Here is a 24851-nt window from a genome sequence, read left to right as displayed (position 1 = left end):
TCCTCGCGTCGATTCTTCTTCACTGGCGAGCACCGCCGGCTCCCGCCGGCCGGCACCCGCAACTGTCCATTTCATGCGCGGCGCCAAGGCGCCGCGACCGATCGCTATTCGCGTGCTGTACCGCCAAAAAGGTTCGGGCATTCGCGGCCAGGCCACCCCGATTGGGCGTCCCCGACCAGCCCCCCGTCAAATCGCCCGAACTTCGATGATTTTTGCTGTTGCGCCCGTTCGCTCCGCCAGGCGCGTGCGGTCCTTCACGGCGCCGGCCAGCTGGCCGCACGCGGCGTCAATGTCGTCGCCACGCGTCTTGCGCACGGTCGTGACGACACCCGCGTCGATGAGGACCTGTGCAAAGCGCTTGATCTGCTCCGGCTTCGAGCGGATGAGGCCCGATTCCGGAAACGGATTGAACGGGATCAGATTGAACTTGCACGGCACGTCACGCGTGACGGCCAGCAGTTCGCGCGCATGCGCCTCGGTGTCGTTGACGCCGTCGAGCATGCAATATTCGAAAGTAATGAAGTCGCGCGGTGCGACCTTCAGATAGCGCTGGCACGCAGCCATCAACTCGCGAAGCGGATGCTTCTTGTTGAGGGGCACCAGCTCGTCGCGCAGCGCATCGTTCGGCGCGTGCAGCGAAACGGCGAGCGCGACCGGCAACTCGGCGCCGAGGCGGTCCATCATCGGCACCACGCCGGACGTCGACAGCGTGACGCGGCGGCGCGACAGGCCGTACGCGTTGTCGTCAAGCATCAGCCGCATCGCGGGCACGACCGCGCTGTAGTTCAGCAACGGCTCGCCCATGCCCATCATCACCACGTTGGTGACGACCCGCTCGGCCTTGCCGTTCGGACCGGGCGCGCGACCGAGCGACGCACGCAATGCAAATTCGGCCATCCGGAGCTGGCCGATGATTTCGGCTGTCGACAGGTTACGGGAAAAACCCTGCTTGCCCGTCGAGCAGAAGCGGCAGTTCACCGCACACCCGGCCTGCGACGACACGCACAGCGTGCCGCGCGTTTCTTCCGGGATGAACACGGTTTCGACCGCATTGCCGTTTCCGACGTCGATCAGCCACTTGCGCGTGCCATCGGTGGAAACGTGATCGCTGGCGATCTCGGGCATCACGATCGACGCGCGGCCCTTGAGTTTCTCTCTCAAGGACTTCGCGAGATCGGTCATGCCGTCGAAGTCGCCAGCGTTGTACTGGTGGATCCAGCGCTGCAACTGCTTGGCGCGGAACGGCTTCTCGCCGAGGCTGCCGCAGTACGCGACAAGACCCTCGGCATCGAAGTCGAGAAGATTGACGGAAGTTTCGCTCGTCATGATGTGCTGCCTTGCCGCGTGCGCTGAATCCTGCCTACTTGCTGCCAGCCAGGGCTTAGCGCGAGTAAACGTTCATTTCCGGGAAGAAGAATGCGACTTCGACCGCTGCCGTTTCTGCAGCGTCCGAGCCATGCACTGCATTCGCGTCGATGCTGTCGGCGAAGTCGGCGCGGATCGTGCCCTTTTCCGCCTTCTTCGGATCCGTCGCACCCATCAGGTCGCGGTTCTTCAGGATCGCGCCTTCGCCTTCCAGAACCTGGATCATCACCGGGCCCGAGATCATGAAATCGACGAGATCCTTGAAGAACGGACGCGCTGCGTGAACCGCGTAGAACTTCTCTGCGTCAGCACGCGACAGGTGTGCCATGCGCGATGCGACGATCTTCAGGCCGGCGCCTTCGAAACGGCTGTAGATCTGGCCGATCACGTTCTTTGCCACCGCATCCGGCTTGATGATCGACAGGGTGCGCTCGATTGCCATAAAAACTCCAAAAAATTAAGAAGTTACAGGTTCAAATGAATCCGCTATTGTAGCACGATCCCGTGTATCATTGCGATTGAACCCTTACACAGCCGAAAGGTTCAGAATCGATATGTTTTTGCGCCGCCCGGCCATTGAAACCTCGCGGCGCGGAACGTATCTTAGCCATAGCTGCTCCGGTTTGCTGCGCCGCACATCGCGCGCGCCGAACCGTCCCCGGACGCCCACGCGTTCAATGTTAGGAGAAACCATGAACGACTATCCGTACAATTTCGGCCGCGGCGGCTCCGTCAGCACCGCGGAGGTTCGCAATCGCGTGCTGCGGAACACGTACTGGCTGCTCGCGCTGTCGATGGTTCCGACGGTGCTCGGTGCATGGGTCGGCGTCGCTACGGGCTTCTCGCTGTTCGCGGCCACGAGCCCGATGATGAGCCTGCTCGCGTTCTTCGCGATCGCGTTCGGCTTCATGTTCGCGATCGAGCGGACGAAAAACAGCGCGGCCGGCGTATTCGTGCTGCTCGGCTTCACGTTCTTCATGGGCCTGATGCTGTCGCGCCTGCTGAGCTTCATCCTCGGCTTCTCGAACGGCCCGTCGCTGATCATGCTCGCGTTCGGCGGCACCGGCATCATCTTCGCCGCGATGGCGACGATCGCCACCGTCAGCAAGCGCGATTTCTCGGGGCTCGGCAAGTGGCTGTTCATGGGCGTGATCGTGATCCTGCTGGCCTCGGTCGCGAACATCTTCCTGCAGCTGCCGGCGCTGATGCTCACCGTGTCGGTGCTCGCGATCGCGATCTTCTCGGCCTACATGCTGTTCGACGTCCAGCGCGTCGTGAACGGTGGCGAAACGAACTACATCTCGGCCACGCTCGCGATCTACCTCGACCTGTACAACGTGTTCACGAACCTGCTCGCGCTGCTCGGCATCTTCGGCGGCAACCGCAACTGACGTTCGCCGCATCCCATGAAAAAACCGGCCCGAGGGCCGGTTTTTTTACGTCCGCCGCCCGCTCAGTCGCGCTCGAACAGCGCGATCGATTCGACGTGCGACGTATTCGGGAACATGTTCACGACCCCGGCGCCCTTCAGGCGGTAGCCGGCCTCGTGCACGAGCAGGCCTGCATCGCGCGCGAGCGTGGACGGGTTGCACGACACGTAGACGATGCGCTTCGGCAGCGGACCTTCGCCGCTCTGCGCGATTTCGGCCAGCGCCTTCGACACGGCGAGCGCGCCTTCGCGCGGCGGGTCGATCAGGAACTTGTCGAATGCGCCGAGCGCACGGATGTCGTCGCCCGTCACTTCGAACAAGTTCCGGCACGCGAACGTCGTGTGGCCGTCGACGTCGTTTTCGCGCGCATTCGCGAGCGCGCGCGTCGTCAGCGTTTCGCTGCCTTCGATGCCCATCACCTCGCGCGACAGGCGCGCGAGCGGCAGCGTGAAGTTGCCGATCCCGCAGAACAGGTCGAGCACGCGATCGTCGCGCGACGGCGCGAGCAGGCGCAGCGCGCGGCCCACCAGCACGCGGTTGATCTGATGATTGACCTGCGTGAAGTCGGTCGGCTTGAACGGCATGCGGATGCCGAACTCCGGCAGCGTGTAGTCGAGCGGCACGTCGAGCGGATAGAACGGCGTCACCGTGTCCGGGCCCTTCGGCTGCAACCAGAACTGCACCTTGTGCTCGTCCGCGAACGCGCGCAGCAGTGCTTCGTCGTCCGCATTGATCGGCTCCAGCACGCGCAGCACGAGCGCCGTGACTTCCGAACCGACCGCGAGCTCGATCTGCGGCATCCGGTCGCGGATCGACAGCCCCTCGACGAGCCGGCGCAGCGGCACGAGCATTGCCGACACGTGCGGCGGCAGCACTTCGCAGCTCGTCATGTCGGCGACGTAGCTGCTCTTCTTCTCATGGAAGCCGACCAGCACGCCGCCCTTCTTCGCAACGTTGCGCACGGTCAGGCGCGCACGGTAGCGGTAGCCCCACGACGGGCCGTGGATCGGCGCGAACATCGTCTCGGCGCGCAGCTTCGACAGGTGCCACAGGTTGTCCTCGAGCACGCGCTGCTTGATCGCGACCTGCGCGCGCATCTCGAGATGCTGCATCGAGCAGCCACCGCAGGTGCCGAAGAATTTGCATTTCGGCTGCGTGCGCAGCACGCTCGGGCGCAGAATGTCGACAACGGTCGCCTGCTCATAGCTCGGCTTGCGACGGTAGCTCGAATACGTCACGCGTTCGCCGGGCAGCGCGCCCTCGACGAAGATGACCTTGCCCGGCGTGCCGTCCTCGGTCGCCGTGCGGCCGACACCGCGCGCTTCCATGTCGAGCGATTCGATCTCGAGAACCGGGGCAGGCCCGGGCGCGACGGGCGCATTTTTCGATTTGCGCGCAGAAGTGGGGACGGCTTCGGACACCAGCTTTTCCTGACAAAACGTTGAAGAAGGCGAGATTGTAGACGACGAAAGCCCGCATCGCCCGCTTTCGTCGCGCAAGCATCGAGACTGACGCACCGATCGCGCCACGCAATGCGGAAAACGGCCTGAAGGCATGCGCCCCAAGCCGCCCAACCACATGCGCGGCGCCTCGTCGCGCCAAGCGGCGGTACAACTTCGGCTCGCAGGAGACTCGACCATGCGACTGATCGACTGGAACATTCAATGGGGTCGGGACGCGGACGGCGTCGTCGACCTCCCGCGCACCATCGCCGCCGCCCGCCTGCTCGACGACTTCGACGTGCTGTGCCTGCAGGAAGTCACGCGCGGCTTCGGCGCATTGCCCGGCCAGCCGGGCCCCGACCAATTCGCCGAACTGGCGGCGCTGCTGCCCGGCTATACGATCGTCGATGTGATCGGCGCCGACCTGCCGGCGCTCGAACCCGGCGCGCCACGCCGTCAGTTCGGCAATGCGATCGCGACGCGGCTGCCGGTCGGGCGCGTGCTGCGCCAGTTGCTGCCGTGGCCGGCCGACGCCGGCACGCCGTCGATGCCGCGCGTCGCGCTGGAGGTCGAACTGGCGACGCCGTCAGGCCCGCTGCGGGTCGTCACGACGCACCTCGAATACTATTCGGCGCGCCAGCGACTCGCGCAAGTCGACGCGCTGCGCGCTCGGCACCAAGAGGCGTGCGCACACGCGGACCGGCCCGCGCCGGCCGAGAATGCGACGGGGCCGTTCAGCGCAACCGGCCAGCCGCGCGACGCGATCGTCTGCGGCGATTTCAACAGCGCGTTCGGCAGCGACGCGTACCGGCGCCTGCTGGAGCCGGTCGCCGACGCGCCGCCGTTCGTCGATGCGTGGGTCGCCCGACACCCGGGCCGCACGCCGCCGCCGACCGCCGGCGTTTACGACACGGTGCAGTGGTCGGAGGGGCCGCTCGCATGCGATTTCGTGTTCGTGACCGATACGCTGCTGCCGCGCGTCACGCGCTGCGAGATTGACGGCGACGCGCGCGCGTCGGATCACCAGCCGGTCGTGCTCGAACTCGATTGAGCACGGTTTCGACGCCGGCCGTCCGCGTCAAGCGTCGAAACCGGCCAGATATTCGGCCCAATGCGCCGCGGGCTCCTGCGCAAGCGAATTTTTCACGAGCAGGATCTCGTCCGCATATTCACTCGGCGTCAGGCCGCCGCGCATCAGCTGGAAGCGGCAATAGAGCAGATAGGTATTGACGACGTCGGTTTCGCAGTAGTTGCGGATTTCCTCGATCCGCCCGTCCTGGAATGCCGGCCACACCTGGCTGCCGTCCATCCCGAGCTTGCCCGGGAAGCCGCACAGCTTCGCCAACGCGTCGAGCGGCGCATTCGCGCGTGCCTGATACATCGCGAGCACATCCATCAGATCGGTATGCCGCGAGTGATAGCGCGCGATGTAGTTGTTCCACTTGAAGTCGCGGTCGTCCTCGCCAAGATCCCAGTAACGGGTCGCGGGGATCCCGTGCACGAGCGCACGGTAGTGGAGCACAGGCAGATCGAAGCCGCCGCCGTTCCATGACACGAGCTGCGGCGTGTATTTCTCGATCACGCGGTAGAACGACTGGATCAGTGCCGCCTCGTTGTCCTGCGGCGTCCCCAGCGAACGCACGCGGAAACCGTTGTTGTCGCGGAACACGCAAGAGATTGCCGCGATGCGCTGCAGATGATGCGGCAGAAAATCGCTGCCGGTCTTCTCGCGGCGCGCGGCGAACGCATGTTCGGCCACCGCGGCATCGTCGAGCGTCGCGGGCAGGTCTTCCAGACGGCGAATGCCGTCGACATCGGGAATGGTCTCGATGTCAAAAACGAGAATCGGAGTCATCAGTTACAGAACGGCGTCCTTGCGCACGCCATTGGAGGCGAAGAACCGCTTGAGGCGCACCAGCGCTTCCTGCTGGATCTGCCGCACGCGCTCGCGCGTGAGCCCCATCTCGTCGGCTAGCTCCTCGAGCGTGGCCGGTTCGATGTGGTTCAGGCCGAAGCGGCGCTCGATCACGTGCCGATGCTTGTCGGACAGCCGCGACAGCCACGCGCGCGTGAGCGTCTCGAGCTCGCGATGCTGCACCTCGGCATCGGGCGACTGGCTCTGATCATCGGGCAGCAGGTCGAGCAGGCTGCTCGCGGGATCGAGGTCGAGCGGCGCGTCGAGCGACGCGGTGTGCTCGTTGAGCGCGAGGATGTCCGTGACTTCCTCGGCGGTCTTGCCGGTGAGATAGGCGATGTCGTCGATGCTGGCTTCGCGGCGTTCTGCCGCCTCGCCCGTCGACATCGAATTCTTTTCGAGGTGGCGCTTCGCGCGCAGCACCTGGTTCAGTTCGCGGATCACGTGCACCGGCAGGCGCACGGTGCGGGCCTGGTTCATGATCGCCCGCTCGATGCTCTGGCGGATCCACCACGTCGCATAGGTCGAGAAGCGGAAGCCGCGCGTCGGGTCGAATTTCTCGATCGCGTGCATCAGGCCGAGGTTGCCTTCCTCGATCAGGTCGAGCAGCGGCACGCCGCGGTTCAGGTAACCCTTCGCGATGCTGACGACGAGACGCAGGTTGCGCTCGATCATCACCTGCCGCGCCTCGAATTCGCCGGCCTTCGCAAGACGGGAATAGCGCTGCTCCTCCTCGACGGTCAGGAGCGGCTTCACGCTGATACGGTTCAGGTAATGCTGGATCGTGTCGGCCGTGAGTTCGGCCTGCAGCAATGCGCGGAAATCGTCGACGTCGGGCGCGGCTTCCGTACGGCCTTCGCGCTCGTCGTCGCCGTCCGCTTCGGCGTCGCTTGCCTCGGGATCACGTTCGTTTTCCGCGACGTCGTCTTCGTCGTCCTTCGAAGCGCCAGCTCGCTCCACCGATGCTTGCGTGGCACGACTGATCTTCTCAGACCCGGCTTGCGGCTCGTGGCGCTTCGATTTCGGCATGGTCGTCTCGGTTATTGAGGCGGCAAATACTTCAGCGGATCGACAGGTTTACCCTGCCGGCGAACCTCGAAATGCAGCATCACGCGGTCGGCATCGCTGTTACCCATCTCGGCGATCTTCTGCCCCTTCGTTACCGCGTCCCCCTCTTTTACCATCAAAGCGCGATTGTGTGCATACGCTGTGAGGTAAGTTGCATCGTGTTTGATGATAATGAGGTTGCCGTAACCACGCAGGCCATTGCCCGAGTAGACGACGCGGCCGTCGGCCGCCGCCTTTACGGCTTCACCGGACGTGCCGCCGATATTGACGCCCTTGTTCTTTGCGTCGTCGAAGCCGTTCAGCACGGGACCGCGCACGGGCCACGCAAACGTCACGGGGCCGCTCGGCGCTGCTGCCGTATCGCTCGATGCGGCAGCAGCCGGCGGCGTGATCGCGGACGACGAGCCTGCGGCCGGGGTCGCGGGACCGCTGCTGAGCGGTGCGGTCGCGACGGCGGCGCCGGCGATCGGTGCGGCAGCCGGCGAGCCGGCAACCGCAGCGCCGCCCGGCGGCGCGACACGCAGCAGTTGGTCGACTTCGATCTGGTTCGGGTTCACCAGGTTGTTCCACGTGGCGATGTCGCGATAGTTCTGCCCGTTCTCGAGTGCGATCCGGTACAGCGTGTCACCCGGTTTCACACGGTAGAAGCCGGGCGGCGGCGGGCCGAGCGGCACCGCCGGCTGCGCGGCAGCGGTCGTGCCGAGCGATCCGGAGCGGTCGACGACGGGCGCGTTGTCGAGCCGCGTCGCACAGGCGGCCAGCAGCGTGGAGAACGCAGCCACACAGATCGCGCGCTGGGCGAACGTGAGCGGTTCCCTGGTTCGGTGGTTTTGCATCGCGCGCAACATACTCATCGGTTTCAAATCACTCCGGATTTTAAAGGGACAAAGAAAACGCGATCAAGCCGCGACTCTCGCCATTGCGCGTGCGCGACGCGCTCGACAAGCGTGAGCACCTGATGCTGCCCGCTCTGCGCGCCGACCGGCGCGACGAGCCGCCCACCGATCGCGAGTTGCTCGAGCAGCGCCTGCGGCACGTCGAGCCCCGCCGCAGCGATCACGATCGCGTCGAACGGGGCCGCGGACGGCAGGCCGACACGCCCGTCGCCATAATGCAGACGGATGTTCGGCACGCGCAGCGGCCGCAGGTTCAGCTTTGCGCGCTCGTAGAGCGGCTTGATGCGTTCAATCGAATACACGTCGCGTGCCACGTGACTCAGCACCGCGGCCTGGTAGCCGCAACCGGTGCCGATCTCGAGGACGCGCTCGAGCGTGCGGCCAGCTGTCGCGAGCTCAATCATGCGCGCGACGACCGACGGCTTTGAAATCGTTTGCTGGTGGCCGATCGGCAACGCGGAATCCTCGTAGGCCTGCGTCGCGAGCCCCGGATCCACGAACATGTGGCGCGGCACCGCGGCCATCGCATCCAGCACACGCGCGTCGGTTACGCCGTTCGCGCGCAGGCGTTCGACCATGCGCTCGCGCACACGTTCCGAGGTCAGTGCGAACGCACCGGCCGGCGCGACGCTGGGCGCGGCCGGCTTCGGCAGCGCGGGCTTCAGCACGGTCGGCTTCGGCGTGGTTGCCGGCTTCGCGGCGGCCGGGCCGGGCAGCGCTCGGGCAGCGCTCGTTTTCACCGCCACCGGCTTGAGCGCGGCTGCGGGCTTGTCGACGGCCTTCGGTGCCGCGATCGCCGCATGGCGCTCGCCGGACCGGCCCTCCGATTTGCGTGGCGCTCGCTTGAGATCTTCGAGCGCGAGCGGAAACCGCTTCGCGCGCTCGCCGCTCATGAAGCCCGCCCTCCTGCGCGCGCCCATTCGCGCGTTGCAGGCAGCATTTGTGTATGCGTGAGATCGAGCTGCAGCGGCGTGATCGATACGAAACCGTTTGCGACGGCGTGGAAATCGGTGCCTTCGCTCGCGTCCAGCGCCGCACCCGCGGCGCCGATCCAGTAGACCGGCTCGCCGCGCGGGTCGGTCTGGCGAATTACCGGCTGGGACGGGTGACGCTTGCCGAGGCGCGTGACCTTCCAGCCTTTCAGTTCGTCGTACGGCAGATTCGGAATATTGACGTTCAGCAGCGGCTGACCAGGCAGCGGGTGCGCGAGGTAATGCTCGACGATTTCCGCAGCGACGCGCGCCGCGTCCCCCAGATGCGCCCAGCCCTTGTCGGCCAGCGAGAACGCGATGGCCGGCACGCCGAACATGATGCCTTCGGTCGCGGCCGCAACCGTCCCTGAATAGAGCGTGTCTTCGCCCATGTTCTGGCCGTTGTTGATCCCCGACACCACGAGGTCCGGCCGCGCATCGGCCATCCCCGTCAACGCGACGTGCACCGAATCGGTCGGCGTGCCGTTCACGTAGAAGAAACCCGTATTCGTCGCGCGCTGCACCGACAGCGGCCGCGACAGCGTGAGGGAATTCGATGCGCCGCTGCAGTTCTGCTCGGGCGCGATCACCGTGAGGTCGGCCAGCGGCTGCAGCGCGTCGCTGAGCGCGGCGAGACCGGGGGCGAGATAGCCGTCGTCGTTGCTGAGTAGGATTCGCATCCGGCGATTGTAACCGAGGAAAGATGGCGCGAGAGCGACAGTCCGGCGGCCGCGGGCGGGTCCGCACGCACGATGCGCGTGCGGTGCGCCGCCGCGTTGCGCGGCGGTGTTCTGCGAATTCGAGAAAATGCCGGCCGCACGCAGCTTTCCGTCCTGAAGAAAGTGTCGAGCAATCCCCCTCGGGTAAACCTGACGCGCAGCGCCAGGTCTCGCGGCGCTCAGATCGCGCCGGCTTCGCGCAGCGCGGCGATCGCCTGCGCGTCGTAGCCGAGGCCGCGCAGCACCTCGTCCGTATGCTCGCCGAGTTCGGGCCCGAGCCAGCGCGTTTCGCCCGGCGTGTCGGACAGCTTCGGCGTGATGTTCGGCAGCGGAATGTCGGTGCCGTCGGCCAGTTTGAAACGCTGGATCATCTGCCGTGCGACGAACTGCGGATCGGTGAACATGTCGGCAGCACTGTAGATGCGCCCGGCCGGCACGTCGGCCGCGTTGAGCACGGCCAGCGCGTCGTCGATCGTGCGCGGCGCGAGCCACGCGGCGATCGCGTCGTCGATTTCCTGCGTGCGCGGCACGCGTCCGTCGTTCCGTGCGAGTGCAGGATCGTCGGCGAGATCGTCGCGCTCGATCGCCTTCATCAACCGCTTGAAGATCGGGTCGCTGTTGCCGCCGATCACGATGCTGCCGTCGCAACACGCGTAGGTGTTCGACGGTACGATGCCCGGCAGCGACGCGCCGGTGCGCTCGCGCACCATCCCGTACACGCCGTACTCGGGCACCACGCTTTCCATCATGTTGAACACCGCTTCATACAGCGCAACATCGACCACCTGCCCCGCACCGCCGTTCACCTTGCGATGGTGGAGCGCCATCAGTGCGCCGATCACACCGTGCAGCGCGGCGATCGAATCGCCGATCGAGATGCCGATACGCGGCGGCGGCAGGTCCGGATAGCCGGTGATGTGGCGCAATCCGCCCATCGATTCGGCAATCGCACCGAAGCCGGGCCGGTCGCGGTACGGGCCCGTCTGCCCGTAGCCGGACAGGCGCACCATCACGAGACCGGGGTTGTCGGCCGACAGCACGTCGTAGCCGAGCCCGAGCTTCTCGAGCAGGCCCGGGCGGAAGTTTTCGATCACGATGTCGGCCTCGCGCGCGAGCTGCCGCGCGATCGCCTTGCCGGCATCGGATTTCAGGTTGAGGGTGACCGATTTCTTGTTGCGCGCCTGGACCGACCACCACAGCGACGTGCCGCCCTGCTCCGGATGCAGCTTGCGCCACTTGCGCAGCGGGTCGCCGCCGTTCGGATCCTCGATCTTGATCACTTCCGCGCCGAATTCGGCAAAGAGGCGCGACGCGAACGGCCCCGCGATCAGCGTCCCGAATTCGAGCACTTTGACGCCCGCGAGCGGGCCCTGGCTGGTGCTCATGTGTCTCCCTGACATGAGGAACGACGCCGCCGGCCGGCGGCGCCCTGCTTACATCGTGCGGCGGTCGAGCATCGCGCGGGCGATGGTGCCCGCGTCGACGTATTCGAGCTCGCCGCCCACCGGCACGCCGCGCGCGAGGCGCGTGACCGCGAGCCCCCGCGCCTTCAGCGTCTGGCCGAGGTAGTGCGCGGTGGCTTCGCCCTCGTTCGTGAAGTTGGTCGCGAGCACGACCTCCTTGACGATCCCGTCGGACGCGCGCCGCACGAGGCGGTCGAAATGGATTTCCTTCGGGCCGATCCCGTCGAGCGGGCTCAGCCGCCCCATCAGCACGAAATACAGCCCGCGATACGTCATCGTCTGCTCGAGCATGATCTGGTCGGCCGGCGTCTCGACGACGCACAGCAGCGTCGGATCACGCTCCTCGTCGCTGCACACCTCGCAGATCTGCGCTTCCGTGAACGTGTTGCACTTCTCGCAGTGCTGCAGGTGCTCGGTCGCGAACAGCAGCGACCGGCCGAGCCGCTCCGCGCCCTCCCGATCGTGCTGCATCAGGTGGTACGCCATGCGCTGCGCGGATTTCGGCCCGACGCCGGGCAATACGCGCAACGCTTCGACGAGCGCGGACAGGGCGGACGGCTGTTTCATACGGCGGCTGAAGGCTGAACGGGCTGAACGGACGCTGTGCTCAGAACGGCAGCTTGAAGCCCGGGGGCAGCGGCAGGCCCGACGTCATGCCGCTCATCTTTTCCTGCGACGTCGCTTCGGCCTTGCGCACGGCATCGTTGAACGCGGCCGCGACCAGATCCTCGAGCATGTCCTTGTCATCCGCGAGCAGGCTCGGGTCGATCGCCACGCGACGCACTTCGTTGCGGCAGGTCATCGTCACCTTGACGAGGCCCGCACCCGACTGCCCTTCGACTTCGATCTGCGCAAGCTGCTCCTGCATCTTCTTCATGTTTTCCTGCATTTGCTGCGCTTGCTTCATCAATCCGGCGAGGTTGCCTTTCAACATGGGAATACTCCTTCTTGATCGTGTGAAAACCGGCCCGCGGCGCGTGCCGGTCAATGTGTGCGGGCGTGATTGTGCCTGTCGCGGTGCAATGCGTTCAATGCAGCGTCGGCGGCGTGCCGTCCGGCGTCGAATCGGCGAGCGGCCGCACCGAGCCCTCGACGATGCGCGCGCCGAAGTCACGCACGAGTTGCTGGACGAACGGATCGCCATGGATGTCCTGCTCGGCCTCGCGCTGGCGTGCCGCGCGTGCGGCTGCATCGAGCGCCGCCGCGGTGCGCCGCGCGGGCCCCACCTCGACCGCGACCTCGACCGGCTTGCCGAGCGCGTCGGCAAGCGCGGCCTTCAGCTTCGCGACCTGGGCGGCGTCTGCATACTGCGGCACCGGCACGGACAGTTTCAACGTCGTCGCATCGACGGCCGTCAGTTCGCTGTTGAACGCGAGTTGATAGGCGACACCCTTCAGCGACAGCCGGGCGGCAAGCGCCGGCCATTCACCGTCGAAGCCGACCGGATCGAGCGCGATCGCGGGCGGCAGCGGACGCGTGTCGACCGGTGCGGACGGGCGAGCTTCCGCCGGCGTCGGCGCAATGCGCACGTCGTCGGGACCGCTGTCGAATACCGGGACGAAGCCGTCGTCGGCCGCGCCGCCGAACATCTCGTCGGCGCTGAGCGGCACGTATTCGTCCGGCGGGATGTCTTCCCACGGCGGCGGCGCCTGGCGCGCATCGGCAGCCTGCGGTGCGCGAGCCGCCGCACGCGGCGTCGGCACCTGCACGGCAGGACGCGACGACGCCGGTTTCTCGACGGCCGGCTGGGCTGCCGCCGGCTTCGGCGCGGCGCCCGCCCGCGAGCGGTCGGACGACACGCGCATGCCGGCATTGCGCAGCACGTCCAGTGCGGCAGCAGCGCCGCCGCGGGCCGACGGACGCGCGGCCGGCGCAGCACGCGGCGCCGGTTCGGCGGGCGCTGCAGGTTCGTCGATGCGTTTGGCGGCTGCAGGCGTTTCGGATTCGTCGCGGACGGCCGGCGGCACATCGCTCGCCGCTGCCGTCCGAGGTGCCGGATTCGCTTGCGGCTGTGCTGCGGCCGGCGCTTCGGCCAAAGCCGCTGCCGGTGTCGAAGCGGGCTTCACGGCAGGCGAAGTCACTGCATCGTCAGACTGGGCCGGCGACGGGCGCGCCGCGGGCGCGACCGGAGCGGCAACTTGCGGGCGCGCTGCCTCCACGGCAGCAGCCGGTGCCGACGGTGACTTGGGCGCGGTCGCCGATGCAGCGGCGGCCGCCGCACGCGGCGCGGGTGCGGCACGCGGCATGGCCGGCTGGCCGCCCGGCACACTGCCGGTGCCGACGGCCGGCTCGAATGCGAGCATCCGCAGCAACGTCATCGTAAAACCGGCGTATTCGTCCGGCGCAAGGCCGAGCTCGGCACGTCCGACCGTCGCGATCTGATAGAACAGCTGAACCTGCTCGGGGCTCAGCGTCTGCGCGAAGCGACGCAGATCGGCCGCTTCCGGCCATTCGTCGAGCACCGAGCCCGGCGCGAACTGCGCCCATGCGATCCGGTGCAGCAGGCTCGCGAGATCCTGCAGCGCGGTGGAAAATGACAGGCTGCGCAGCGACATCTCGTCGGCGATCGCAAGGATCTCCGGGCCGTTGCCGGCCGCGAGCGCATCGAGCAGGCGCACCATGTAGGTCTGGTCGAGCGCGCCAAGCATGCCCGATACCGCCGATTCGGTCACTTCGTTCGCCGAATAGGCGATCGCCTGGTCGGTCAGCGACAGCGCATCGCGCATGCTGCCCTGTGCGGCGCGCGCGAGCAGACGCAGCGCCTGCTGCTCGAACGAGATCTGTTCTTCGCCGAGGATCCGTTCGAGATGCGACACGATGTGCCCGGCCGGCATCTGCTTCAGGTTGAACTGCAGGCAGCGCGACAGCACGGTGACGGGAATCTTCTGCGGATCGGTCGTCGCGAGAATGAACTTGACGTGCGGCGGCGGCTCCTCGAGCGTCTTCAGCATCGCGTTGAACGCGTGGTTCGTCAGCATGTGCACTTCGTCGATCATGTAGACCTTGAAGCGTGCATCGACGGGCGCGTAAACCGCGCGCTCGAGCAGCGCGGCCATCTCGTCGACGCCGCGGTTGCTCGCCGCGTCCATCTCGACGTAGTCGACGAAGCGGCCTTCGTCGATCTCGCGGCACGAGCGGCACACGCCGCACGGCTGCGACGTGACGCCGGTTTCACAGTTGAGCGCCTTCGCGAAGATCCGCGACAGCGTCGTCTTGCCGACGCCGCGGGTTCCGGTAAACAGATAGGCGTGATGGAGACGCCCGCCGTCGAGCGCGTGCGTGAGCGCCCTGACGACGTGCTCCTGGCCGACGAGCGAAGCGAAATCCTTCGGACGCCACTTGCGTGCGAGAACTTGATAGGTCATCGAGAAATTGTATCAGTAACGCTGCATCGCGCCGACACGCGAAACGGTGCGGAAGACGGGCAAAGCGAGGGCAAAACGGAGAATGACGCAGAAATAAAAAACGCCCGGCGAACGGGGCGAGAAGAAAGGTGACGAGCCCAACCCTCGGCACTGGCGGAAAACGATTGTGGCTGCTTCGTTCCCGACCTGACCAGGTTCACCGCCCCACCATGCGAGGAGGCCCGTCACGGCATATTCTATCATCGCTTCCAGCCGAATGCGACCGTTTGTTCGCAACAATGCGAATGATCGAGCAAACCGGCGCGCGCGTGGGCGCATGGCGCCGGTTCAGGCACGCAGGAAGTTACCGCGCCTCTTGCATTTTGCGGGCCTGCCTCCACCTTCGGAGCGCAACGGTCGAACGGCGCGTCGTACCCCTACTCGCGTAGCGGCTACTATCGCCGCCCGCAGCAGATAGCAATTTAGGCTAATATGACGCCCGAACGACCCGCGAGCCGCGCCATGCAGCGCTTACGCCCTTCCTTCCGGAGAGCGGAGTGACCTGCCGCAGCGGCCGGCAGCCGACAGGCCGCCGGAGCGCCGCAACGCGCCAAGCAGGCAGTCCCCGAACCGTAAGAGGTATTGACCCAATGAGCGAACAGATCAAACACATCAGCGACGCATCGTTCGAACAGGACGTCGTCAAATCCGACAAGCCCGTGCTCGTCGACTTCTGGGCCGAATGGTGCGGCCCGTGCAAGATGATCGCCCCGATCCTCGACGAAGTCGCGAAGGACTACGGCGACAAGCTGCAGATCGCAAAGATCAACGTCGACGACAACCAGGCAACGCCTGCGAAGTTCGGCGTGCGCGGCATCCCGACGCTGATCCTGTTCAAGAACGGCGCAGCTGCCGCACAGAAGGTCGGCGCGCTGTCGAAGTCGCAGCTCACCGCATTCCTGGACAGCCACCTGTAATACCGGCCGTTCCGCGGACGTGTTGTCAACCGGCAACACGTCCGCCGTCAAGCCGCCGATCGGCCGCTCAGGCACGAATCGGCGTATGCTAGAATCAAAAAACGTCTACAAGACGCATTAAGTCTCAGAGCGCCTCCGCTCGCCCTCCTCCCTTATTTCTTTTCGTCGCTTCTCCTCCCTGGCGGGTTCTCCGTATGCATTTATCCGAGCTCAAGTCTCTGCACGTGTCCGAACTGATCGAAATGGCCAATGGCCTGGAGATCGAAAACGCGAACCGCCTGCGCAAGCAGGAGCTGATGTTCGCCATTCTCAAAAAGCGCGCCAAGACGGGAGAGACGATCTTCGGCGACGGTACGCTCGAAGTGCTGCCGGACGGTTTCGGCTTCCTGCGCTCGCCGGAAATGTCGTACCTCGCGAGCACCGACGACATCTATATCAGCCCGTCGCAGATCCGCCGCTTCAACCTGCACACCGGCGACACGATCGAAGGTGAAGTCCGCACGCCGAAGGACGGCGAGCGCTACTTTGCGCTGGTGAAGGTCGACAAAGTCAACGGGCAGCCGCCCGAGGCCTCGAAACACAAGATCATGTTCGAGAACCTCACGCCGCTGCACCCGAACAAGCCGCTGTCGCTCGAACGCGAAATGCGCGGCGAGGAGAACGTCACGGGCCGCATCATCGACATGATCGCGCCGATCGGCAAGGGCCAGCGCGGCCTGCTCGTCGCGTCGCCGAAGTCGGGCAAGACCGTGATGCTCCAGCACATCGCACATGCGATCAAGCAGAACCACCCGGACGTCATCCTGTTCGTGCTGCTGATCGACGAGCGCCCTGAAGAAGTGACCGAAATGCAGCGTTCGGTCGCCGGCGAAGTGATCGCATCGACGTTCGACGAACCGGCCACGCGTCACGTGCAGGTCGCCGAAATGGTGATCGAGAAGGCCAAGCGCCTCGTCGAAATGAAGCACGACGTCGTGATTCTGCTCGACTCGATCACGCGTCTCGCACGCGCGTACAACACCGTGATCCCGGCATCGGGCAAGGTGCTGACGGGCGGTGTCGACGCAAACGCACTGCAGCGTCCGAAGCGCTTCTTCGGTGCGGCGCGCAACATCGAGGAAGGCGGCTCGCTGACGATCATCGGCACCGCGCTGATCGAAACCGGCAGCCGCATGGACGACGTGATCTACGAAGAATTCAAGGGCACCGGCAACATGGAAGTGCACCTCGAGCGCCGTCTCGCGGAAAAGCGCGTCTATCCGTCGATCAACCTGAACAAGTCGGGCACGCGTCGCGAAGAAATGCTGATCAAGCCCGAGATCCTGCAAAAGATCTGGGTGCTGCGCAAGTTCATCCACGACATGGACGAAGTCGAGGCCATGGAATTCCTGCTCGACAAGATCCGCCAGACGAAGAGCAACTCCGAGTTCTTCGACCTGATGCGTCGCGGCGGCTGATCGCCCTCGCCCCGCCACGAACGGCCGCCCGCGCATTTCGCCCGGCGGCCGTTTTTCCGGCCCAACCTGTACGTGAACGTGCAGGTTGATCTATAATCGCGTCACCATTCCGACCGAAGCCGCGCCATCCCCATGCCGAACGACGCCTCCCCTTCGCTGCTGACCGTGAGCGATGCCGCATCGCGGCTCGGCGTCACGCCGCGCACGCTGAAGTATTACGAAGAGCGCGGGCTCGTCACGCCGTCGCGCAGCGGCGGCCGCTATCGCCTTTACGACGAAGCCGATCTCGAACGCTTCGCCCGCATCTTGCGGCTGCGCGCGCTCGGCTTTTCGCTGCACGGCATCACCGAGATGCTCAAGCGCCCGCTCGAAGAAACAGGCGACGGCCGGCGCCGCTATTCGGACGCATCATTACGCGACATCCGCACGGGGCTGGCCGAGCAGATCGACACGCTCGACCAGCGGATCGCGGCCGTCCAGCGCGAACTGAAGGAAGCCGTTGCGCTGCGCAAGGAACTGCAGCACGACATCGACTACATCGAGCGGCGGCTCGCCGGTGAAAACCCCGACGCGCTGATCGCGCAGCGGCAGGCCGAAGCCGGCACACGACGCGCGCGCAAGGATCGGGAATGAACGTCGCGCCCGGTCGCTCGCCGCTGTGGAGTCGCGCGAACCTGCGCGCAGACCTGTTCCCGTGGGCGCTCGCGCTCGTCACCGGCATCGACTATTTCGACAACGCGACCTTCTCGTTCTTCGCAAGCTACATCGCGGGCGGTATCAACGCGTCACCGGACGAACTCGTGTGGTCGTCGAGCGCGTATGCGGTCACGGCCGTGCTCGGCATCCTGCAGCAGCAATGGTGGGTCGACCGGCTCGGACATCGCCGCTACGTCGCCGGCTGCATGCTGATGTTCTCGTTCGGCGCGATCGCGGCCGCACTCGCCGACACGTCGCTCGAACTCGCGTTCGCGCGCGGCTTCCAGGGCTACTTCATCGGCCCGATGATGGGTGCGTGCCGGATCCTGATCCAGATCAGCTTCAAACCGCAGGAACGGCCGCCGGCCACGCGCGCGTTCCTGGGCATGATCCTGCTCGGCAGCGCGCTTGCGCCGATCGTCGGCGGGCTGCTGGTCGCGCATTCGACGTGGCGCGCGCTGTTCGCATGCACGGCACCCGCGGGCATCGCGTTCGCGATCCTCGCGCTCCTCACGTTGCCCGATTCGGGCAGGACGCGCGACGACGAACGCGGCTCCGGGCATTTCTGGCCGTACGTCGTGTTCGCGCTCGCGCAAGGTGCGCTGCAGATCGTGCTGCAGCAGGTGCACTACCAGCTCTACAGCGGCTCGCCGATGCTGATCATGCTGACGTTCGCCGGTCTCGGCGCGCTCGCGTGGTTCGCCTATCACCAGTGGAACCATCCGACGCCGCTCGTGCGGCTGCATGCGCTTCGCGAGCGCACGTTCCAGGTCGGGCTGCTGCTGTACATGTTCTATTACTACGAGTCGACCGGCTTCAGCTACCTGACCTCCCGCCTGCTCGAAGGCGGGCTCGGCTATCCGGTCGAGAACGCCGGGCGCCTGGTCGGCACGATGTCGCTGATCTCGGCGACGGCGCTGTTCGCCTACCTGCGCTATGCGAAGCACGTCACGCACAAGAAATGGTTCGTGGTGCCGGGTTTCGCGATCGCGATCGTCGCCGCGCTATGGATGACGCGGATGACGCCGCAGGTCGGCGAGGCCGCACTGATCGTCCCGCTGCTGCTGCGCGGGTTGCTGTTGCTGTTCATCGTGCTGCCGGTCGCGAACCTGACGTTCCGCATCTTCGCGATCGACGAATACACGCACGGCTACCGGCTGAAGAACATCGTGCGGCAACTGACGATCTCGTTCGCGACGTCGTCGGTGATCATCGTCGAGCAGCACCGGCTGGCCGTGCATCAGACGCGGCTCGTCGAGCGCGCGAGCGTGTTCGATCCGCTGTTCCAGCAGACCGTCGACGCCCTCGCACGCAGCTATGCGGCCGCCGGCCATGCACTGAACGAGGCGCACGCCCTCGCGATCGCGTCGATCGCGAGGATGGTCGCGCAACAGGCGTCGTTCCTCGCGTCGCTCGACGGTTTCTATTTCCTCGCGGGCGTCGCGCTGGTCGGCGGCCTCTTCGCGGCATGGCAAAAAGAGATCGATTGAGTTAAAAGTCAGGCTTTGGATTTTCCCGCGCTGCCTCCATGCTCTCGAAACTGACCCGCTGGTTCGACGACCGTCGACGCGACCGCGCGCTGCGCAGCCATTCGATTCCCGATGCGCTGTGGCAGGACACCGTCGCGCGCCTGCCGTTTCTCGACGCGCTGCCGCCCGGCGACCTGAGCCGGCTGCGCGAGCTGACGAGCCTGTTCATCGCGAAGAAGTCGTTTTCGACCGCACACGGGCTCGAGCTGACCGACGAGATGATCGTCGCGATCGCCGCGCAGGCGTGCCTGCCCGTGCTGAATCTCGATTTGTCGCTGTATGACGGCTGGGTCGGCGTCGTCGTGTATCCGGGCGAATTCGTGATCCGCAAGACCGTGCAGGACGAGGACGGCGTCGTCCATGAAGTCGAGCAGGACGCGAGCGGCGAAGCGTGGGAAGGCGGCCCGGTGATCCTGTCGTGGGAAGACGCACAGATGACGGACGGCCGCGACGCGTACAACGTCGTGATCCACGAGTTCGCGCACAAGATCGACATGGTCAACGGCGAAGCCGACGGGTATCCGCCCCTCTTTCGCCGCTGGCACGCGCCGCACCTCGACGCGCAGGCGTGGGCCGACGTGTTCGAGCATGCGTACGACCAGTTCTGCGCACGGGTCGACGCGGTGCCGGATCGCGCGTGGACACGCTTCGAACGGGAATCGCTGATCGATCCCTATGCAGCCGATCACCCGTCGGAGTTCTTCGCCGTGTGCAGCGAGGCGCTGTTCGTGCGGCCGCGCGCGTTCGAGTCCGAATTTCCGGAGCTCTACCGGCTGCTCGCCCGCTACTACCGACAGGATCCGGCCCGGACGGGCGCCCTCGACGCGCGCTGAAAATTATTCGTCAACCGTCTGATTTTCTGGCATAATCGCCGTTTTTCGACCTTAGGCAAGTGGCTCGCGCCGGGCTTGACGTCGGCTGAATCGCGCAAATTCGTGCGATCCGGCACGGCAAGCGGCGGGTTGGCTACCGCTCTCACCAAGGAACATCATGAAACCTGGCATTCACCCGGACTACCGCGAAGTCGTCTTCCAAGACATGTCGAACGGCTTCAAGTTCATCACGCGCTCGACGATCCAGACGCGTGAAACCATCGAACACGAAGGCAAGACCTACCCGCTCGCCAAGATCGAAGTGTCGTCGGAATCGCACTCGTTCTACACGGGTCAGCAAAAGATTATGGACACGGCAGGCCGTGTCGAGAAGTTCAAGAACAAGTTCGGCGCACGCGCCAACGGCAAGGCTACTGCAAAGTAAGCTTTGTACCGATCCGGTGGTTGCAACGCACCGGTACCGCACGAAAGGGCAGCCCAGGCTGCCCTTTTTTGTCTCCGCTCGCCGGGAAACTGCCAACCGCCGGCCGGCGCCCGGGCAATCGTCTGACGCGCAACGGCCGGCGCGTCTACAATGCCGGATGCTCGAATCCGGCTCGTCCGCGCACGACCGCGCCGGCCGCCCGCTCATAACAAATCGCTCATCTGCATGAAGCCTGTCGTTCGTCTCACCGCCTCCGCCACGCGCGCGCTGCCGCGCTGGCTGCTGCTCACGCTCTGCCTCGTCTACGCGGCGTTCGGCCTGTTCGGCCGCGACCCGTGGAAGAACGAGGATGCGGCGGGCTTCGGCGTGATGTGGACGATGGCCACCGGCGGCTGGCATGACTGGCTGCTGCCGAATCTCGTCGGCAAGTTCATCACGACCGACGGGCCGCTCGGCTACTGGCTCGGCGCACTGTCGATCCGCGCACTGGCGCCGTGGGTCGACGCGAGCAACGCGTCGCGCGTCGACACGGGCGTGCTGTTCTGCGTCGCGTGCGCGTTCGTCTGGTACGCCGCCTACCTGCTCGGCCGGCGCGCCGAGGTTCAGCCGTTCAAGTACGCGTTCGGTGGCGAACCGGAACCGCGTGACTACGGCCGCACGCTCGCCGACGGTGCGCTGCTGATCCTCGTCGCGTGCTTCGGGCTCGCGGAGCGCGGCCACGAAACGACACCGCAACTCGCGCAGTTCGCGTGGATCGCGATGCTCGTGTACGGCATCGTGCGCGGCATCGACAAACCGATGCAAGGGGCGCTGTGGTGGGGCGTCGCGATCGGCCTCGTCGGCCTGTCCGGCAACCCGGTGCTCGTCGTCGCGCTGCTCGCCGGCACGGCTGTGCTGTGGCTCGTCACGCCGGAGATGCGCAACCTGCGCCTGCCGCTGATCGGCGTGCCGCTCGGAGCCGCGATCTTCGCGCTGTGGCCGCTCGCCGCCCTCAACGCGGCGCCCGACGACGCCGCGTGGTTCTTCAACCAGTGGATCCACGGCAGCCTGATGCGCTTCTCGGGCCCGCCGACCGCGGTGCTCGGCTATGCGGCGAAGAACCTGCCGCTCTTCACGTGGCCCGCGTGGCCGCTCGCAATCTGGGCCTGGTGGAGCTGGGCCGGCATGCGCCGCCGCGCGCACGTCGCGATTCCGCTGTCGGTCGTGGTGCCGCTCATCGCGCTCGTGATCCTGCAGAGCCAGCAGTCGAACCGCATGTACATGCTGCTGCTGCCGCCGCTCGCGGTGCTCGCCACCTTCGCGCTGCCGACTCTCAAGCGCGGCGCGATCAATGCGTTCGACTGGTTCGCGGTGCTGAGCTTCACGATCCTCGGCACCTTCGTGTGGCTCGTGTGGCTCGCGTCGCTCACCGGCTTCCCGCATCCGCTCGCGCGCAACCTCGCGCGCCTCGTGCCGGGCTACGAGCCGCACTTCAAGATCCTGTCGTTCATCTGCGCGGTGATCGTCACCGTGTGCTGGTGCCTGCTCGCGCGCTGGCGCATCTCGCGCCAGCCGAAGGTGCTGTGGCGCAGCGTCGTGCTGTCGGGTGCGGGCACCACACTGATGTGGGTGCTGCTGATGACGCTGTGGCTGCCGATCGTCAACTACGGCCGCACCTACAGCGACGTCGCGCAACAGATCGCGTCCCATTTGCCGAAAGACTATGAGTGCATCTCGCCTGTCCGGCTCGGCGATGCGCAGATCGCGACCTTCGCGTACTTCGGCGACATGCACTTCGAATTCTCCGGCGACTGCGACGTGATCCTGCGCCAGGACCGCGCAGACTTCGGCGAGCCCAGCGCGATGTCGCAATACGTGTGGCGTCTCGTGTGGGAAGGCCGCCGCGTCGCCGACCGGGACGAGCGCTTCCGCCTGTACGAGCGTATCGAGCGGCCGACGACGCCCGTCAAGCGCCGCGGCCCGCGTCACCGGACGGTCGATTGACGATGTTCGCCGACATCCGTCGGATCGTCGGTCTCGCATGGCCGGTGCTCGTCGGCCAGCTCGCGATCATCGCGTTCGGCGTGATCGACACGGCGATGGTCGGCCGCTACTCGGCCATCGACCTGGCGGCGCTCGGGCTCGGTTCGTCGATCTATGTGTCGGTCTATATCGGGATGACGGGCATCCTGTCCGCGCTGCAGCCGATCACCGGACAGCTGTACGGCGCGCGGCGCTATGCGGAGATCGGCGAGGAAGTCCGCCAGGCGCTGTGGCTCGCGCTGATGCTCGCGGTGCCCGGCTTCCTGCTGCTGCATTTTCCCGAACCGCTGCTGCACATCGCCCATGCACCGCCCGCGCTGCACGACCGCACCGTCGATTACCTGCGCATCCTGTCGTACGGCCTGCCGGCGAGCCTCGTGTTCCGGATCTACAACGCACTGACCAATGCGGCCGGCAAGCCGCGCCTCGCGATGATCCTGCAGGTCGGCGCGCTGCTGCTGAAGTTTCCGCTCAACGTGTTGTTCATCTTCGGCGGGTTCGGCGTGCCGGCCCTCGGCGGCCCCGGTTGCGGGCTCGCGAGCACACTGATCAACTGGGCGCTCGCGCTGATCGGCTTCACGCTGCTCGCGAAGCTCGACGTGTTCGCACCGCTCACGATCTTCGCCCGCTTTTGCTGGCCCGTATGGGCGCGCCAGAAGGCGATCCTGAAGCTCGGCGTGCCGATGGGCCTGTCGTACCTGATCGAGGTCACGTCGTACACGTGCATGGCGCTTTTCATCGCGCAGTTCGGCACAACGACGCTCGCCGGCCACCAGATTGCCGGCAACATCGGCGCGGTGCTGTACATGACGCCGCTGTCGATCGGCGTCGCAGCCTCGACGCTCGTCGCGCGCGCACTCGGTGCCGGCCGCCCGGACGAGGCGCGCCTGCTCGGCCGGCACAGCGTGATGCTCGCGTGCGGGATCGCGGCCGCTTACGGCGTGCTCGTGTTTACGCTGCGGCCGCTGATCGTCAGCGGCTACACGCCGAACCCGGCCGTCGCCGCCGCCGCGCTGCCGCTGGTCGCGATCGTCACCTGCTACCACTTCTTCGATGCGCTGCAGATCACGTCCGCATTCGTGCTGCGCGCGTACAAGGTCGCGGTCGTGCCGACCGTGATCTATGCGGTCGCGCTGTGGGGCGTCGGGCTCGGCGGCGGCTACGTGCTCGGCTTCGACGTCGGCGGCATCGCGCCGGCATGGCTGACCGGCGCGCGCGGCTTCTGGTTCGCGAACACGGTCAGCCTGATGCTCGCGGGCGCGGGCCTCGCGCTCTACCTGCGACACGTCAGCCGCGCGCAGCTGTCCGTTAGCGCAGACACTCGGCCCGCGGTTTAAGCATCCTCCAGCACGTCGGCCGCGTGATAAGACGATCTCACGAGCGGGCCGGCAACGACTTCCCTGAAACCGAGCGCGAGCCCCTCGTCGCGCCACGCGGCGAACGCCTCGGGGCTCACGTAGCGCCGCACCGGCAGATGGTGCGCGGACGGCGCGAGATACTGCCCGAGTGTCAATACGTCGACCTCGTGCGCACGCAGGTCGCGCAGCGTGTCCCGCACCTCGTCGTCGCGCTCGCCGAGCCCGAGCATCAATCCCGATTTCGTCACGAGCGTCGGCCGCGCGGCCTTCGCCTGCGCGAGCAGTTCGAGCGAACCGCGATAGTCGGCGCCGGGCCGCGCCGCCCGATACAGCGACGGCACGGTTTCGATATTGTGATTGAACACGTCCGGCCACGCCGACGACAACGCATCGAGCGCACGTGGAACGCGGCCGCGGAAATCGGGCGTCAGCACCTCGACGCCGATGCCCGGCACGCTCGCGCGCACCGCCGCGATGCAGGCGGCGAAATGCGCGGCCCCACCGTCGCGCAGGTCGTCGCGATCGACCGACGTGATCACGACGTAGCGCAGCCCGAGCGCCGCGACCGCGGCGGCGAGCCGCGCGGGCTCGTCGGGATCGAGCGGATCAGGGCGGCCGTGTGCGACGTCGCAGAACGGGCAGCGCCGCGTGCACAGCCCGCCCATGATCATGAAGGTCGCGGTGCGCTGCGCGAAGCATTCGCCGATGTTCGGGCACATCGCCTCCTCGCAGACGGAATGCAGCCGGTGATCGCGCAGCACGGCCGCCATGTCGGCGACCGCCCCGCCCATCATCGGCCGCGCCCGCAGCCACGGCGGCTTCGGCAGCGCCGCGCCGACCGCGGGCTCGACGCGCACCGGAATGCGCGCGAGCTTGTCGCGGCTCCTCGCGCCCGGCTGGCCGAGCGCGGTAAGGCTGGGTCGTTCGAGCGCGGCGGCCATC

The 24851-nt window shown here is 66.4% G+C and carries 23 protein-coding genes and 1 other RNA gene; 10 read left to right on the top strand and 14 right to left on the bottom strand.

Features of this window, described 5'->3' with window-relative positions:
- Positions 1-186: 186 nt before the first annotated feature.
- Positions 187-1326 carry a 23S rRNA (adenine(2503)-C(2))-methyltransferase RlmN gene (gene rlmN, locus DIE15_RS11130; RefSeq protein WP_057925253.1) on the bottom strand — a complete coding sequence of 380 codons (1140 nt, stop codon included), beginning with the start codon at positions 1324-1326 and terminating at the stop codon, positions 187-189.
- Positions 1327-1381: 55 nt separating this feature from the next.
- On the bottom strand, positions 1382-1807 hold the full coding sequence (ndk, locus tag DIE15_RS11125) for a nucleoside-diphosphate kinase (protein ID WP_011352265.1): 426 nt from the start codon (positions 1805-1807) through the stop codon (positions 1382-1384).
- Positions 1808-2057: 250 nt separating this feature from the next.
- Here ndk and DIE15_RS11120 point away from each other — a divergent pair, with 250 nt between their 5' ends.
- Entirely contained in the window at positions 2058-2756 is a 699-nt protein-coding gene (locus tag DIE15_RS11120; protein ID WP_006761414.1) for a Bax inhibitor-1/YccA family protein, read from the top strand.
- A 62-nt stretch (positions 2757-2818) separates the two neighbouring features.
- Here DIE15_RS11120 and rlmD read toward each other — a convergent pair whose 3' ends face one another.
- Positions 2819-4216 carry a 23S rRNA (uracil(1939)-C(5))-methyltransferase RlmD gene (rlmD, locus tag DIE15_RS11115; RefSeq protein WP_124833205.1) on the bottom strand — a complete coding sequence of 466 codons (1398 nt, stop codon included), beginning with the start codon at positions 4214-4216 and terminating at the stop codon, positions 2819-2821.
- A 217-nt stretch (positions 4217-4433) separates the two neighbouring features.
- Here rlmD and DIE15_RS11110 point away from each other — a divergent pair, with 217 nt between their 5' ends.
- Complete coding sequence (locus DIE15_RS11110; protein WP_124833204.1) at positions 4434-5288, top strand: endonuclease/exonuclease/phosphatase family protein; 855 nt, start codon at positions 4434-4436, stop codon at positions 5286-5288.
- A 27-nt stretch (positions 5289-5315) separates the two neighbouring features.
- Here DIE15_RS11110 and DIE15_RS11105 read toward each other — a convergent pair whose 3' ends face one another.
- The 10 genes from DIE15_RS11105 to ffs all read right to left on the bottom strand — a co-directional run bounded on the left by DIE15_RS11105 (position 5316) and on the right by ffs (position 14860).
- Positions 5316-6092: a 3'-5' exonuclease gene (locus DIE15_RS11105; protein ID WP_124833203.1), complete on the bottom strand. Its 777-nt coding sequence runs from the start codon at positions 6090-6092 to the stop codon at positions 5316-5318.
- A 3-nt stretch (positions 6093-6095) separates the two neighbouring features.
- A complete protein-coding gene (rpoS, locus tag DIE15_RS11100; protein WP_057925256.1) occupies positions 6096-7181 on the bottom strand; it encodes an RNA polymerase sigma factor RpoS in 1086 nt (361 codons plus the stop codon).
- A gap of 11 nt (positions 7182-7192) precedes the next feature.
- Positions 7193-8074: a peptidoglycan DD-metalloendopeptidase family protein gene (locus DIE15_RS11095; protein ID WP_124833202.1), complete on the bottom strand. Its 882-nt coding sequence runs from the start codon at positions 8072-8074 to the stop codon at positions 7193-7195.
- 5 nt (positions 8075-8079) lie between these two features.
- Entirely contained in the window at positions 8080-9009 is a 930-nt protein-coding gene (locus DIE15_RS11090) for a protein-L-isoaspartate(D-aspartate) O-methyltransferase (RefSeq protein ID WP_057925434.1), read from the bottom strand.
- Entirely contained in the window at positions 9006-9767 is a 762-nt protein-coding gene (gene surE, locus DIE15_RS11085) for a 5'/3'-nucleotidase SurE (protein ID WP_057925258.1), read from the bottom strand. Before surE ends, DIE15_RS11090 begins: the two co-directional genes overlap by 4 nt.
- A 218-nt stretch (positions 9768-9985) precedes the next feature.
- Positions 9986-11191, bottom strand: coding sequence for a CaiB/BaiF CoA-transferase family protein (locus tag DIE15_RS11080; protein WP_057925259.1), 1206 nt, complete (start codon positions 11189-11191; stop codon positions 9986-9988).
- Between the two features lie 48 nt (positions 11192-11239).
- Positions 11240-11836 (bottom strand): recombination mediator RecR, encoded by a 597-nt coding sequence (gene recR / locus DIE15_RS11075; RefSeq protein WP_014896897.1) that lies wholly within the window; start codon positions 11834-11836, stop codon positions 11240-11242.
- A 40-nt stretch (positions 11837-11876) separates the two neighbouring features.
- Positions 11877-12203 carry a YbaB/EbfC family nucleoid-associated protein gene (locus DIE15_RS11070; RefSeq protein ID WP_006755698.1) on the bottom strand — a complete coding sequence of 109 codons (327 nt, stop codon included), beginning with the start codon at positions 12201-12203 and terminating at the stop codon, positions 11877-11879.
- Positions 12204-12297: 94 nt separating this feature from the next.
- The gene (locus DIE15_RS11065) at positions 12298-14634 is read right to left on the bottom strand and encodes a DNA polymerase III subunit gamma/tau (protein WP_057925260.1); all 2337 of its coding nucleotides are present in this window, start codon (positions 14632-14634) and stop codon (positions 12298-12300) included.
- A gap of 127 nt (positions 14635-14761) precedes the next feature.
- An RNA gene (gene ffs / locus DIE15_RS11060) (signal recognition particle sRNA small type) lies at positions 14762-14860 on the bottom strand.
- 403 nt (positions 14861-15263) lie between these two features.
- On the opposite strand from ffs, the gene trxA reads away from it, so the two are divergent.
- From trxA to DIE15_RS11020, 8 genes are all read left to right on the top strand, one after another.
- The gene (gene trxA / locus DIE15_RS11055) at positions 15264-15590 is read left to right on the top strand and encodes a thioredoxin TrxA (protein ID WP_006402348.1); all 327 of its coding nucleotides are present in this window, start codon (positions 15264-15266) and stop codon (positions 15588-15590) included.
- Positions 15591-15784: 194 nt separating this feature from the next.
- Entirely contained in the window at positions 15785-17047 is a 1263-nt protein-coding gene (gene rho / locus DIE15_RS11050; RefSeq protein WP_006478662.1) for a transcription termination factor Rho, read from the top strand.
- A gap of 132 nt (positions 17048-17179) precedes the next feature.
- Positions 17180-17680: a MerR family transcriptional regulator gene (locus tag DIE15_RS11045; RefSeq protein WP_057925261.1), complete on the top strand. Its 501-nt coding sequence runs from the start codon at positions 17180-17182 to the stop codon at positions 17678-17680.
- A complete protein-coding gene (locus DIE15_RS11040) occupies positions 17677-19233 on the top strand; it encodes an MFS transporter (protein ID WP_124833201.1) in 1557 nt (518 codons plus the stop codon). The genes DIE15_RS11045 and DIE15_RS11040 overlap by 4 nt, the downstream gene beginning before the upstream one ends.
- 38 nt (positions 19234-19271) lie before the next feature.
- Positions 19272-20105 (top strand): zinc-dependent peptidase, encoded by an 834-nt coding sequence (locus DIE15_RS11035; protein WP_057925263.1) that lies wholly within the window; start codon positions 19272-19274, stop codon positions 20103-20105.
- 157 nt (positions 20106-20262) lie between these two features.
- Entirely contained in the window at positions 20263-20529 is a 267-nt protein-coding gene (locus tag DIE15_RS11030; protein ID WP_057925264.1) for a type B 50S ribosomal protein L31, read from the top strand.
- Between the two features lie 150 nt (positions 20530-20679).
- On the top strand, positions 20680-22512 hold the full coding sequence (locus tag DIE15_RS11025; protein ID WP_124833200.1) for a glycosyltransferase family 39 protein: 1833 nt from the start codon (positions 20680-20682) through the stop codon (positions 22510-22512).
- A 2-nt stretch (positions 22513-22514) separates the two neighbouring features.
- On the top strand, positions 22515-23888 hold the full coding sequence (locus DIE15_RS11020; RefSeq protein ID WP_057925266.1) for an MATE family efflux transporter: 1374 nt from the start codon (positions 22515-22517) through the stop codon (positions 23886-23888).
- Here DIE15_RS11020 and lipA read toward each other — a convergent pair.
- Positions 23885-24850 carry a lipoyl synthase gene (gene lipA / locus DIE15_RS11015; protein ID WP_124833199.1) on the bottom strand — a complete coding sequence of 322 codons (966 nt, stop codon included), beginning with the start codon at positions 24848-24850 and terminating at the stop codon, positions 23885-23887. The two genes, DIE15_RS11020 and lipA, sit on opposite strands and share 4 nt — an antisense overlap.
- Position 24851 lies beyond the last annotated feature (1 nt).

This window comes from Burkholderia sp. Bp9031 (assembly GCF_003857965.1).
Lineage (GTDB): Bacteria > Pseudomonadota > Gammaproteobacteria > Burkholderiales > Burkholderiaceae > Burkholderia > Burkholderia ambifaria_A.
This window is presented reverse-complemented; position numbering and strand designations above follow the sequence as displayed.